The following is a 12,574-nucleotide window of genomic DNA, read 5'->3' as shown; positions in this document are numbered from 1 at the left end:
CACGCTAATGCGCTTCGGGTGCGGGTTGGCATGCTACGGGGGGCTCTACGCCAACTGCCGTACACGAAGAACGGATCGGGCTGAGGGGAGAAGGTATCGGTTGTGGCGGTTCGCGCGTATGCCAGAACACCCCGAAGCGACCGAAACGGGGTGCACACATGACCTTCACAAGCGGAGGTGTTACTCCGGGCACACTCCGCGGGTGAGGTGTGTCGGGGTGCCCGGTCCAGGCGGCGCGCCGTGGCCGGTGGCGCGCGGCCGCGCGTCGGCGGGAACCCGCCCGGCACGCCCGCTCAGCGCCGGAGCAGCACCCGGCGGGTGGCCCGGGCCAGCCGGGCCGCGGGACGCCCGGACAGCGGGGCCGGACCCGATCGTTCCAGCCACCAGTCGCGCAGCCGCCGCGTGTCCGCGTCCTCCGGGAGTCCCGTGAGCAGCAGGTGTTCGGCGAAGTCCAGGGCGTCCCGGCGGTAGCCCCCGGTCATCGGACGCCGCTGCGCGTACGCGAGGAACGCCGGCCGGTAGGTGTCGGCCAGGATCTCCGGCAGCTCCGGGGCCACCTTCGCCACGACGTCCGCCCGCTTGGCGGCGAGGGCGCGCGCCTGCACCCCGAGGCGGACGCGGTCGAAGCCCTCGGGGGCGGGGGTCCCGGCGACGAGCGCGGACAGCAGGGCGGCCTGCGCCAGCGCCACCCGCTGACGACGGGCGTCGTCGGTGCCCGCGCGTGAACCCGGTCCGTCCGGTGCGGCCTCGGCGTCACCCGGGGTCCGGGACGCCGTCGTGGTGATCGCGGGAGCGGTCGGCGAGGTGTCCGGACTCCGCGTCGGCTCCGTTTCCGCCCCCGCCTCCCCGGCGGCCGGGGAGGCGGCCCGGCAGCCCACCAGGGCCGCCGTACCCCGCTCCGCCGCCCGGGCCGCGGCCTTCGCGGTCTCCCGCGTTCCCCGGGTCGCTGCCTTCGCCGTCTCCAGCGTTCCCCGGATCGAGGTCAGCTCCCGCTCCAGTTCGGCCGGTCCGGGGAAGTTCTCGTCGCGTTCGAGGAGGACCCCCGGCGGGGTCACCCGGGACGCGAGGTCGGCGAGGATGTCGAGCACGGGCCGCGCGACGGGATGGGCGTGGCTGTCGTGCCATACGCCGTCACGCTCGAAGCCTCCGGCGACGTGGACGTAGGCGATCGCCTCGACGGGCAGTTCGTCGAGCGCCTTGGCGGGGTCCTCGCCGCGGTTGACGTGGTTGGTGTGGAGGTTGGCCACGTCGATGAGCAGCCGGACACCGGTGCGGTCGACCAGGTCGTACAGGAACTGGCCCTCGGTCATCTCCTCGCCGGGCCAGGAGATCAGCGCGGCGATGTTCTCCACGGCGAGCGGGACGGGCAGCGCGGCCTGAGCGGCGCGGACGTTCTCGCACAGGACGTGCAGCGCGTCCCGGGTGCGGGGAACGGGCAGCAGGTGCCCGGCCTCCAGCAGTGGCGACGCGGTGAGCGGGCCGCCTGCCCGGACGAACGCGATGTGTTCCGTGACGAGGGGCGAGCCCAGCGCCTCGGCGCGTTCCGCGAGTGCGGTGAGCCGCGCCTCGTCGGGCCGGTCGGCGCCGCCGAGGCCCAGGGAGACGCCGTGCGGCACCACCGTGATCCCCCGCTCGCGCAGCCGCAGCAGCGACTCGGGGAGATGACCGGGGCACACGTTCTCCGCCACGGCCTCGACCCAGTCGATGCCGGCCATGTTCTCCACGGCCTCGGCGATCTCCGGCCTCCACCCGATGCCCGTACCCAGCCGCCCCGGCTCCCTCATGTCCCCTCCTCCGTCACGGCCTCGGCCGTGCCCCGCCCCTACGTCGCTCCCCACGACGGCCGGTGCACCGGCGTGACCAGGTCATGGCCCCGGGGGCCGGGACCGAACCCCCCGGGGCGGACGTTCAGAGCAACATTTGAGGTTTCGCGGGTTCACGCCCGGCGGCCCGGCGTCACGCGGATGGGCAGCGGACGACCGCCCCGCGCGGGTTCACGCCCGGCGCCGGTCCCTGCCGATCGGTCATTTCGGGCCACAACGGTGAACGAGAGGGCGTCAATTGGCCTGAAAGCCCTCCCGCGTCCTTCGTTCGGGGGCTGGTAACGCCAACTTCCGTTTCCCTAAGATGTATTGCCGGTCGGGCCGGTCAGGCCGGCCGACACTGATCTGGGGGAACGATGCAGCCTGGCGAGCAGCTGACCACGTCGATCGATGCCACGGTGCCCACGGCCGCGCGCATGTACGACCACTACCTCGGCGGCAAGGACAACTACGCCGCCGACCGGGCGGCCTGCGAAGAGCTGGACAAGGTCGTACCCAGCACGCGCGCGCTCGCCCTGAACAACCGGCGCTTCCTCCAGCGGGTGGTCCGGACGCTGGCGGACGGCTACGGGATCAGGCAGTTCCTCGATCACGGATCCGGCCTGCCCACCCAGAACAACGTGCACCAGGTCGCCCAGACGGTCGACGAGACCTCCCGGGTGGTCTACGTCGACAGCGATCCGATGGTGCTGGTGCACGGCCGGGCCCTGCTGGACCAGAACGAGCGGACCGCCGTCATACACGCCGACCTGCGGCAGACGGAGGAGATCTTCTCCCACTCCGACACCCGGCGGCTGATCGATCTCTCGCAGCCGGTGGCCGTGCTGTTCAACTCGGTGTTCCACTGCATCCCGGACAGCGAGACCGACGGGCCGCTCCCCGTGATCCGCCGCGTCGCCGAACGGCTGGCGCCCGGCAGCTTCATGGTGATGTGCCAACTGGTCAGCGAGGAAGCCGAGGTCCGCGACTTCGTCACCGGCTTCATGGACACCGCGACGCAGGGGCACTGGGGCCGGGTCCGCCAGGAGAAGGACGTGGAGGAGTTCTTCGACGGCATGGACATCCTCGAACCCGGACTGGTCGAGGTGTCCACCTGGCGCCCGGACACCGACGTCGTGCCGCGCCAGCTCACGCAGGAGTGGATCGAGTTCGGCGGGGTCGGCCGGGTCCGCTAGTTCCGGACCACTTCCGACCTCCCGGCGCCTGCGGCGGGACCCGCTCGCGTGTGCGCGGCGGGACCTGCCCGGCGGGACCCGCCGGCAACGGCCCGGGCCGGGTGTGACGGCCCGTCAGTGCGAGGCGTTGTAGCGCTGCTCCACCGTGCTGCGCAGCAGCGCCAGGGACGCGCGCGGGCTGAGGGCCTCGTCGGCGAGCCGGTCCAGTACCACCCGGTACTCCTCCGTCTCGTCGCGGTCCTCCAGGAAGTTTGCGCTCCTGATGTGCTCCAGGTAGACGATGTCGGGCAGTTCGACGCCACCGAAGCGCAGATAGGTGACGGGGATCGCCGGAGCCGAGGCGTTGGTGACGTCCAACGGCACGATCTGCACGACCACATGGGGGCGCTGTGCCATCTCGATGAGGTGCTCCAGTTGAGCGCGCATCACCTCACGGCTGCCCAGAACGCGCAGCAGGACGGACTCGTCGACGACGGCCCACAGCTGAGGGGCGTCCTCCCGGTTCAGCAGTTCCCGCCGGCGCATGCGCAACTCCACCCGGCGCTGCACCTCGGCGGCGGGCGCCGTCGGCAGCCCGCGTTCCACCACGGCCCGTGTGTAGTCGGGGGTCTGCAACAGGCCCGGAACGTACTGGATCTCGAAGGTGCGGATGATGGTGGCCGCCTCCTGGAGTCCGACCAGCCGGTCGAACCACTCGGGCATCAGCCGCTTGTCGTAGCGCTGCCACCACCCCGGCTCGCCCGCGCGCTTGAGCAGTCTGAGCAGGACCGACACCTGGTAGTCCTCGGTCCCGTACAGGTCGAGCAGCGCGCGGACGTCGCCCTCCGTCGGCGGCCGACGGCCCTTGCCCGCCTCTATGCGCGACAGCTTCGCCGCGCTGAACCCCAGGGAACGCGCCGCCTGTTCCTGGGACAGTCCCGCGTCCTCGCGGGCGCCGGCCAGCTGAACGCCGACCAGCATCTTCAGCAGAGTAGGGGCGGGCTCCTCCCGGCTCAGATACGGTTCGAGGCGGGAGACGCGGGGTGACTCGACGGACATCCTGACTCCCATTCGACCGGCAGAAGACAGCCAAAATTATCGCACTGCCCCGGACTCTGCCGCAGGGGGAGACAGAAGTGGACAATCATCGTTCCGTTTCAACGGAGTTCGGAGCACCGGACGCCTGGATCAGAGCAGGTGGTCGAACTCCCCGTCCTTCGCGCCGGCCAGGAACGCGGCCACTTCCGCGGGGGTGTAGACGAGGGCCGGACCGTCGGGGTCGCGGGAGTTGCGTACCGCGATACCTCCGTCGCCGAGGTCGGCCACCTCGACGCAGTTGCCTTCGGCATTGCTGTGCCTGCTCTTGATCCAGGAGGCGCCCAGCGAGCTCGCCCGCACTCCGTTCGGCACTGATGGCACCAACGCACTCTCCTTGCTGACGTTCCACCAGGGGTGTGTCCGCCCGGCCACCCGGTCGCGGGCTCCGGCCGGACCTCACGTGGCCCAAAACTCTCTCCGGCTTCATGCAATTTCTCGTGCAATTGCACGAAGACGCTGACAGCGTGGATAATAGCCGTGGCGTCAACCTCGTTACCAGGGGCGTGTACTGACGTCGGCTCAGCCGCTCCCCCGGGAGCGTGATCGTCCGGGACGGGCCCTCGGCCCGCCCGCGCACCTGTCACTGTCCGACGCCTTCGGAGGGAGCGGAAATGGCAACACCACTCGGGAATCTGGAACGCGTGCCGTGGGACGAGATCAAGGACTCCAAGGGGTCGGCGGAAGCCATCCCCTTCCTCCTCGACACCGTCGCCTGGGGTGACGCGGCAACGGCCAGGGCGGCACTCCAGGACCTGAGGGAACGAATCTGCCAGTACGGATTCGTCGTGGAGCAGGCGACGGCCGCCACCGTCCCCTTCCTCTGGGAACTCGCCGAACTCCCCCAGGTCACCTGCCGCGTTCAGATAATCCAGCTTCTGAGGGACATCGCGGACGCCCGGCAGTGGGAACGCACGGCCGCCGCCTACCCCAAACTCCTCAACCGCCGGGAGAACTGGGTGGGCTGGGAGCGCGAAGCCCGCCAGGCCGTGCGCGCCCACAGAGGCACCCTCCAGCACCTGCTCGCCGAGCCGGACACCGAACTCGTCCGCGTCACGGCGGAACTCGCCACCACGCTGGCGAAGTAGGGACCGCCGTCAGACCGCCGCATCCGGAACGCTTTTCGGCAGGGCGCCGACGCGGTCGTGCCCCTCGACGGCGACCGTCAGTCCGGGAGCGATCTCCGTGAACCCCGCGTCACGGACCAACGGCAGCTCGGAAGCGCTGAGTTCACTCCAGCGGGCCGGATCGGCCGTGCGCACCGAGAGGGCGAAGCCCGCCTCGCGCCAGGCGATCCGCTCCTTCTCCGACAGCTCCCACCAGGCCAGCTGGGCGCCATGACCCGTCTGCGCCATCGTCTTGCCGGCCGACATGTCGAGTTCCGGGTTCAGCCACAGCACGGGCGCCGCCGGATCGACCGGTGCCGGGGGTTCCGGATCCTCGAGATCCGTACCGGACACCTGGAGCCGTGCCAGGTCCTTGGGCCAGCCGTCCAGCGGTACCGGCGGGAAAACCCGTACCTCCGCGGACCGCCCGGTCACGGTGATGCCGGGCAGAGCCCCGGCCCGCCGCCACTCGGCTCCGCGCGCCCGCCGCACGACCTTGCGGATCCGGGCGTCCTGCCAGTCCCGCATCGCCTGCGCCCAGATGCCGTCCCCGAGCGACCGCTCGTCGCTCAGGATGGTCAGCACGGCCCGGGCCGCGGTCTCCAGCGCGTCGGTGCGCGCCGGGGGAGCGGCCTTCTCGATGTGCACGACCAGCGGCAGCACGAACTGCCGTGCCTGGTCGCGCACGGTGGGCTCGTCACGGAACGGGCTGTCGTCGGCGGGGGTCGGGTCGTCGCTGCTCACGCCCCCAGTCTGCCAGGCGGAAGATCCGTTCCGGACGGACGGTCCGGTTCCGCCCGTCCGGCCGGTGCCCGCGCCGGTCAGCCCGAACACGCGGTGCGCTGTGCCTCCTGCCAGGCGCAGACGGGGCACAGCGTGATCCCCCTGTACGACTCCGGGTACTCGGTCGGTTCACGGCACAGCACGCACTCCGCGTACGGCGGCCCGGCCTGCTCCGCCGCCGGGTCGAGGGCTTCGCGGGAGTCCAGGCCCGGCCCGTCTCCGCCGGTCGCGCAGTGGTCGTCGCTCATGCCTCCACCTTATGAGGAGCGGCGCACCGACGTCCCCGGCCGGTCCCGTCGAGCAGATCGACGCCGCGCGATGCGATCCGCCGCCCGGCGCGGTGCAGGACCTCGTCGGCCGGCCGGGGGTCGAGACGGCGCCCGTCGCGCAGGCGCAGGGCGATCAGACCGGCGGCCGCCTCCCGGGGACCGATCGCCGCCTGGTGGGGGACCAGGCGGGCGGCACGCACCCGGGCACCCAGGCTGCCCTCGTCCGGGGCGGCGAGTTCGGCCCGGATCCCCTGGTCGCGGCAGCGGCGTACCAGCCCGGCCACCTGTTCGGTCTCCGCCCCGGACACAGACAGGGCCACCAGTTGGGTAGGGGCGAGCCGGAAGGGGAACGCGCCACCGTGCACCTCGGGAGCGCGACCCGAGGCCGAACTCCCCCTCGTCCGCGCGGGGCTACCCCGCGGGTGTCTCCGGCTCCGCGCGTTCTGCCGCGGTCGTGGACCGGTCCGCGTCGTTCCCGTACTCGTCGGGATTCCCCGAATCCTCGGGTCCCTCCGGCTCCACGGGCACCCTGGGCTCACCCAGGATGCCGAACGTGTCCGGGATGCCGAGCCCGTCCGTGTCCGCGAACGCCTCCGGAAGGCCGAGAGCCTCCGGCACTCCGTTGATCCGCTCCGGCGGGGCGGGAGGCTCGACGGGCTCGACCGCCGGCTGCCGCTCCTCGGCGGTCGGCGCTTTCGGCTGCCGCTCCCGCTGCGACTCCGTCACCACCGGTGGCTGTCCCGACTGGGCTCGTTCCAGGAAGCGCAGCAGTTCGACCGGGAAGGGCAGGACGAGGGTGGAGTTCTTCTCGGCCGCGACGGCCACCACCGTCTGGAGCAGCCGCAGTTGGAGCGCGGCAGGCTGTTCCGACATCACCTCGGCGGCCTGCGCCAGCTTCTTGGACGCCTGAAGTTCCGCGTCCGCGTTGATGATCCGGGCCCTGCGTTCACGGTCGGCCTCGGCCTGGCGGGCCATGGACCGTTTCATCGTCTCGGGCAGCGACACGTCCTTGATCTCGACCCGGTCGATCTGCACGCCCCAGCCGATCGCCGGGCTGTCGATCATCAACTCCATCCCCTGGTTGAGCAGTTCGCGGTTGGACAGCAGGTCGTCCAGGTCGCTCTTGCCGATGATCGAGCGCAGCGAGGTCTGCGCCATCTGGGAGACCGCGAAGCGGTAGTCCTCGACCTTGATGACCGCGTCGGCCGCGTCCACCACCCGGAAGTAGACGACCGCGTCCACCCGGACCGTCACGTTGTCCCGCGTGATGCCCTCCTGGGCCGGCACGGACAGGGTCACGATCTGCATGTTGACCTTGCGCAGCCGGTCCACGAACGGCACGACCATGGTGAAGCCAGGGGGGCGGACCTCCCCCGCGAGCCGCCCGAGGCGGAGGACGACGCCGCGTTCGTACTGCTTGACGACCCTCGCACCGGCCGCGACGTAGACCACACCGGCGGAAGCGGTCACCGCGATCGCCGCGATGAGTTCCTGGATCATCAGGACCACCTTCCGGGCCGCCCGATTTACCTGATATTTCCACTTTACGTCGCGGGGGCGCGGTCTTTGGCGGGCCCGCCCGCGGGGAAGAGGGCGGGCGGGGCGCCGGGAAGGGCGTTCGGTGGAGTGCCTGGAACCGGGCCCCGTGGAGGGTGGGTGCGGTTGGTGCCGCCCCGCTCTTCGCGGGGAGGATGTGCAAGGAGGGCGGATCCTAGGATCCGTCGCCCTCCACGAGCCCCTTCGCGTCGCGGGCGAGCGCGGTCAGCCGTGAGATCGCGCGGAAGTACTTCTTGCGGTAGCCGCCGTTCAGCATCTCCTCGCTGAACAGCCGGTCGAAGGGCATTCCGGAGGCGAGGACCGGTACCTCGCGGTCGTACAGCCGGTCGGCGAGCACGACGAGCCGCAGTGCCGTCGACTGGTCCGGGACGGGCTGGACGTCGGTGAGGCAGACCGCCTTGATCCCGTCCGTCAGGGCGCCGTACCGGCTGGGGTGGACGCGGGCGAGATGGCCGAGCAGGTGCGGGAAGTCGTCGAGGGACGCGCCGTCGGTGGCGTACGCGGCCTTGGTGACCTGCTCGTCGGAGAACGGGGCGGGCGCCTCGGGCAGCCCGCGGTGGCGGTAGTCCTCGCCGTCGATGCGCAGCGAGCGGAAACGCGCGGACAGGCCCTGGATCTCCCGCAGGAAGTCGGCGGAGGCGAACCGGCCCTCGCCGAGCTTGCCCGGAAGCGTGTTCGAGGTGGCGGCGAGCGCCACGCCCGCGTCGACCAGCTTGCCGAGCAGGGTGGAGACGAGGACGGTGTCGCCCGGGTCGTCGAGTTCGAACTCGTCGATGCACAGGAGGCGGTGCCCGGAGAGGGTCTGCACGGTCTTCTGGAAGCCGAGCGCGCCGACCAGGTTGGTCAGCTCGACGAAGGTGCCGAACGCCTTGAGTGCGGGCTCCGCCGGGGTCGCGTGCCACAGCGAGGCCAGGAGGTGGGTCTTGCCGACGCCGTAACCGCCGTCCAGGTAGACACCCCGGGGACCGGCCGGCGTCTTCGGGGCCTTGCCGCGGCCGAACAGCCTCCGCTTGGGCGTACCCACGGCGTGCGCCCCGCCGAGACCCCCGGCGAAGGCCTCCAGGATGCCCACGGCCTCGATCTGGCTGGGCTGGTTCGGGTCCGGGATGTACGTGGCGAAGCGGACCGAGTCGAAGCGCGGCGGCGGCACCATCTCGGCGACGAGCCGGTCGGCGGCGACGTGCGGCTCGCGGGCGCACAGGGACAGCGGGGCCGCTTCGGCTATCGGGTCGATCGCGGAGGCGGTGGAGGTGGACGACACGGTTCCCCACTCTATGCGCCGTGCCAGACTGCACGTCATGCGACGCCTGTTCCCTGTGACCTACGAAACAGCAGCCGAGGCTTCTGGCAAGGCCTTGGAAGCGGATGCGACGGAACGCGAGTGGGAGCTCGGGGAACTGGCGGAGGCGTACGCCTATCCCGAGGTCCGGTGGCCCTGGCTCCGGGCCAACATGGTCTCCACGCTCGACGGCGCCGCCCAGCACGACGGGCGCTCGCAGCCCATCTCGAACGCCACCGACATGAGGATCTTCGGTGTGCTCCGGGGGCTCGCGGACGTCGTGGTCGTCGGCGCGGAGACGGTGCGGCAGGAGGGCTACCGGCCGGCCCGCGCGCGTGAGGCCTTCGCGGCGCTGCGGGAGGCCGCCGGGCAGGGCCCCGCGCCCGCGATCGCGGTGGTCACGGCGAGCCTCGACCTGGACTTCTCGCTGCCGCTGTTCACCTCGCCCCTGGTGCCCACGCTGGTGCTTACCGGTGCCGCGGCGGCACCGGACCGGGTCGCCGAGGCCGAGCGGGCGGGTGCGCGGGTGGTGATCGCCGGGGACGGCATGGGGATCGATCCCGCGCGTGCCGTACGGGCCCTGGGCGACCTCGGGCACACCAGGCTGCTGACCGAGGGCGGGCCGCGGCTGCTGGGCCAGCTGATCGCGGCCGGTGTCCTGGACGAGATGTGTCTGACGCTGGCCCCGATGCTCGCCGCGGGTGACGCCCAGCGGATCGCGGGAGGGCCCTCGGTGCCGGTTCCCCAGCAGTTCGGACTGGTGTCCCTGCTGGAAGAGGCCGGGTTCCTGTACAGCCGGTACGGTCGGTCCGACCGACAGTCGGAACAGTAGATTCCGTTTCTCTTCGACCGGGCACACTAATTCGCGCAGTACCCGTGCTGTCACGGGGCAGGATGGTTTCCGCAGGGGGCCGGGACGGCCCACGGACGAGAAGGGCGCCTGTCGTGTTCACGAGCGTATTGATGATCGAGAAGGCCCTGACGTCCGCCGACGTGGAGTTCGTCACCACCTTGCACGGTGACGAGACGGTCGCCTTCCACGTGCTCCTCCAGCCCCGGGGCGACCAGGCGGACCGGCTGCTGCGGGCCATCGACGACGTCGCGATGGGCGAGCTCGACGAGGCGACCCGCGAGGGCGAGACGCCGGAGGGCGAGGAGGCCGCGAGCCAGGGCGAACGGGCGCTGGAGGTGTCGCTGGTGGCGCTGCGCGGTTCCGGCAGCACCGCCGAGGGCCGGCTCATCGAGGACCACCCCCTCGACGCGCTGAAGACCTTGGTCGACGAGGTGGAGGCCGACGAGGTCATCGTGCTGACCGACCCCCACTACGTGGAGGAGTTCTTCCACCGCGACTGGGCCTCCCGGGCCCGCCACAAGGTGGGCGTGCCGGTCCTGAAGCTGTTCTCGCACAGCAAGGCGTGAGCCGGCTCCCGGTGCCGGGGACCGGCGTGAGCGGGCTCCCGGTTCCGGGGACATGAGAGCGGCCCGGGCGCGAGTCCCCGGGCGCCCGGGCCCGTCCGCCGGTGTCCCTTGTGAGGCGCTGTCCGTCGCACCCAATAGGCTGGGCCCGCGTTCCCCTCGGGAGAACGCGCCCACCTTCGTACCGGATCTTGGGGAGATACACGCATGGCACCCGGCCTTCCTACCGCGATGGACCGACCGCACTTCATCGGCATCGGCGGCGCCGGGATGTCGGGCATCGCGAAGATCCTCGCGCAGCGTGGAGCCCAGGTGGCGGGCAGCGACGCGAAGGAGTCCGCCACCGCCGAGGCGCTGCGCGCGCTGGGCGCCACGGTCCACATCGGGCACGCGGCCGGCCGCCTCGCCCCCGACGCCACCTGTGTCGTGGTCTCCTCCGCGATCCGCGCGGACAACCCGGAGCTCGCCCGCGCGGCCGAGCTCGGCATCCCGGTCGTCCACCGCTCGGACGCCCTCGCCCGGCTGATGGACGGCCTGCGCCCGATCGCGGTCGCCGGCACGCACGGCAAGACGACCACCACCTCGATGCTGGCCGTGTCCCTGTCCTCGCTCGGCCTCGCCCCGTCGTACGCCATCGGCGGCGACCTCGACGCCCCCGGTTCGAACGCCCTGCACGGCGAGGGCGAGATCTTCGTCGCCGAGGCCGACGAGTCGGACCGCAGCTTCCACAAGTACGCGCCCGAGGTCGCGATCATCCTCAACGTCGAACTCGACCACCACGCCAACTACGCGTCGATGGAAGAGATCTACGAGTCCTTCGAGACGTTCGTGGACCGCGTCACCGAGGGCGGCACGCTGGTGATCTCGGCGGACCACGAGGGCGCCCGCGAGCTGACCCGCCGTGTCACCGGCCGTGGGGTGCGCGTCGTGACGTACGGCGAGTCCGCCGACGCGGACGTCCGGGTGCTCTCCGTGGTCCCGCAGGGCCTGAAGAGCGAGGTGACGGTCCTGCTGGACGGCGCCGAGCTGACCTTCGCGGTCTCGGTCCCCGGCCGCCACTACGCGCACAACGCCGTGGCGGCGCTGGCCGCGGGGGTCGCCCTGGGCATCCCGGCCGCCGAGCTGGCCCCCGCGCTCGCCTCGTACACCGGCGTGAAGCGCCGCCTCCAGCTCAAGGGCGAGGCGGCCGGCGTCCAGGTCGTCGACTCCTACGCGCACCACCCGACCGAGATGACCGCCGACCTGGAGGCCATGCGCGCCGGCACCTCGGGCCGCATCCTCGTGGTCTTCCAGCCGCACCTGTTCTCCCGCACCCAGGAGCTGGGCAAGGAGATGGGCGAGGCCCTGTCGCTGGCGGACGCCTCGGTCGTCCTGGACATCTACCCGGCCCGCGAGGACCCGATCCCCGGGATCACCAGCGAGCTGATCATCCAGGCCGCGCGGACCGCGGGCGCGGAGGTGACGCCGGTCCACGACAAGGCCGAGGTCCCGTCCGCCGTCGCGGGAATGACGAAGCCCGGTGATCTCGTTCTCACCATGGGCGCCGGCGACGTGACGGATCTCGGACCCGAGATCCTCGCCCGCCTGGCCGAGTGACCGTGGCCCCTCAGTGGGCCTCCTTGAACGTGAGGGGTTGAGCTTCATGTCGTACGACATCGAAAAGCCGGACGAGCAGTGGCGCGCGGAGCTGACCCCGGCCGAGTACACGGTGCTGCGCAAGGCGGGCACCGAGCCCGCCTTCACCGGTGAGTACACCGACACCAAGAAGAAGGGCGTCTACTCCTGTCGCGCCTGCGGCGCCGAACTCTTCACCTCCACGGAGAAGTTCGAGTCGCACTGCGGCTGGCCGTCCTTCTACGACCCGAAGGACTCGGACGCCGTCGAGCTGATCCAGGACCGTTCGCACGGAATGGTGCGGACGGAGGTGCGGTGCGCCCGCTGCGGGTCGCACCTCGGCCATGTGTTCGATGGTGAGGGGTATGCGACGCCGACGGACCAGCGGTACTGCATCAACAGCATCTCGCTGCGGCTGACGCCGGACGAGGGCTGACCCTCCCAGGGCCCTGAGGGGCGACGGTCCAGGTCGCCCGGA

The 12,574-nt window shown here is 71.6% G+C and carries 14 protein-coding genes; 6 read left to right on the top strand and 8 right to left on the bottom strand.

Annotation, left to right across the window (positions count from 1 at the left end; all coding sequences use genetic code 11):
* Nucleotides 1-293: 293 nt before the first annotated feature.
* A complete protein-coding gene (locus OG780_RS10725) occupies nt 294-1,784 on the bottom strand; it encodes a DUF692 domain-containing protein (RefSeq protein ID WP_328447015.1) in 1,491 nt (496 codons plus the stop codon).
* A gap of 395 nt (nt 1,785-2,179) precedes the next feature.
* Here OG780_RS10725 and OG780_RS10720 point away from each other — a divergent pair, with 395 nt between their 5' ends.
* Nucleotides 2,180-2,998 (top strand): SAM-dependent methyltransferase, encoded by an 819-nt coding sequence (locus tag OG780_RS10720; RefSeq protein ID WP_328447012.1) that lies wholly within the window; start codon nt 2,180-2,182, stop codon nt 2,996-2,998.
* A gap of 114 nt (nt 2,999-3,112) precedes the next feature.
* On the opposite strand, the gene OG780_RS10715 is transcribed toward OG780_RS10720, so the two are convergent.
* Both OG780_RS10715 and OG780_RS10710 read right to left on the bottom strand, forming a co-directional pair.
* A complete protein-coding gene (locus OG780_RS10715) occupies nt 3,113-4,036 on the bottom strand; it encodes a helix-turn-helix domain-containing protein (RefSeq protein WP_328447010.1) in 924 nt (307 codons plus the stop codon).
* A 129-nt stretch (nt 4,037-4,165) separates the two neighbouring features.
* On the bottom strand, nt 4,166-4,396 hold the full coding sequence (locus tag OG780_RS10710; protein ID WP_326784952.1) for a DUF397 domain-containing protein: 231 nt from the start codon (nt 4,394-4,396) through the stop codon (nt 4,166-4,168).
* Between the two features lie 290 nt (nt 4,397-4,686).
* On the opposite strand from OG780_RS10710, the gene OG780_RS10705 reads away from it, so the two are divergent.
* Nucleotides 4,687-5,160, top strand: a complete 474-nt coding sequence (locus OG780_RS10705; protein WP_328447008.1) for a hypothetical protein — start codon at nt 4,687-4,689, stop codon at nt 5,158-5,160.
* Nucleotides 5,161-5,169: 9 nt separating this feature from the next.
* Here the strand turns inward: OG780_RS10705 and OG780_RS10700 are convergent, their stop codons facing one another.
* From OG780_RS10700 to zapE, 5 genes are all read right to left on the bottom strand, one after another.
* Nucleotides 5,170-5,922, bottom strand: coding sequence for a peptidyl-tRNA hydrolase (locus tag OG780_RS10700; protein WP_328447006.1), 753 nt, complete (start codon nt 5,920-5,922; stop codon nt 5,170-5,172).
* A gap of 77 nt (nt 5,923-5,999) precedes the next feature.
* A complete protein-coding gene (locus OG780_RS10695; protein WP_328447004.1) occupies nt 6,000-6,209 on the bottom strand; it encodes a hypothetical protein in 210 nt (69 codons plus the stop codon).
* Nucleotides 6,206-6,550, bottom strand: coding sequence for a His/Gly/Thr/Pro-type tRNA ligase C-terminal domain-containing protein (locus OG780_RS10690; protein WP_443062145.1), 345 nt, complete (start codon nt 6,548-6,550; stop codon nt 6,206-6,208). Before OG780_RS10690 ends, OG780_RS10695 begins: the two co-directional genes overlap by 4 nt.
* Before the next feature lie 91 nt (nt 6,551-6,641).
* The gene (locus tag OG780_RS10685) at nt 6,642-7,730 is read right to left on the bottom strand and encodes a slipin family protein (protein ID WP_328447002.1); all 1,089 of its coding nucleotides are present in this window, start codon (nt 7,728-7,730) and stop codon (nt 6,642-6,644) included.
* A gap of 211 nt (nt 7,731-7,941) precedes the next feature.
* The gene (gene zapE, locus OG780_RS10680; RefSeq protein ID WP_443062144.1) at nt 7,942-9,087 is read right to left on the bottom strand and encodes a cell division protein ZapE; all 1,146 of its coding nucleotides are present in this window, start codon (nt 9,085-9,087) and stop codon (nt 7,942-7,944) included.
* On the opposite strand from zapE, the gene OG780_RS10675 reads away from it, so the two are divergent.
* From OG780_RS10675 to msrB, 4 genes are all read left to right on the top strand, one after another.
* Nucleotides 9,086-9,898 carry a pyrimidine reductase family protein gene (locus OG780_RS10675; RefSeq protein WP_328446998.1) on the top strand — a complete coding sequence of 271 codons (813 nt, stop codon included), beginning with the start codon at nt 9,086-9,088 and terminating at the stop codon, nt 9,896-9,898. The genes zapE and OG780_RS10675 overlap by 2 nt on opposite strands.
* 113 nt (nt 9,899-10,011) lie before the next feature.
* Entirely contained in the window at nt 10,012-10,485 is a 474-nt protein-coding gene (locus OG780_RS10670) for an indole-3-glycerol phosphate synthase (protein WP_328446996.1), read from the top strand.
* A gap of 204 nt (nt 10,486-10,689) precedes the next feature.
* Nucleotides 10,690-12,078 carry a UDP-N-acetylmuramate--L-alanine ligase gene (gene murC, locus OG780_RS10665; protein ID WP_328446994.1) on the top strand — a complete coding sequence of 463 codons (1,389 nt, stop codon included), beginning with the start codon at nt 10,690-10,692 and terminating at the stop codon, nt 12,076-12,078.
* 46 nt (nt 12,079-12,124) lie between these two features.
* On the top strand, nt 12,125-12,532 hold the full coding sequence (gene msrB, locus OG780_RS10660; protein WP_328446992.1) for a peptide-methionine (R)-S-oxide reductase MsrB: 408 nt from the start codon (nt 12,125-12,127) through the stop codon (nt 12,530-12,532).
* Nucleotides 12,533-12,574: the final 42 nt, after the last annotated feature.

This window comes from Streptomyces sp. NBC_00386, assembly GCF_036063235.1.
Classification (GTDB): Bacteria; Actinomycetota; Actinomycetes; order Streptomycetales; family Streptomycetaceae; genus Streptomyces.
Note: the sequence above shows the minus strand (reverse complement) of the source record. Positions and strands in the feature narration are given on the sequence as shown.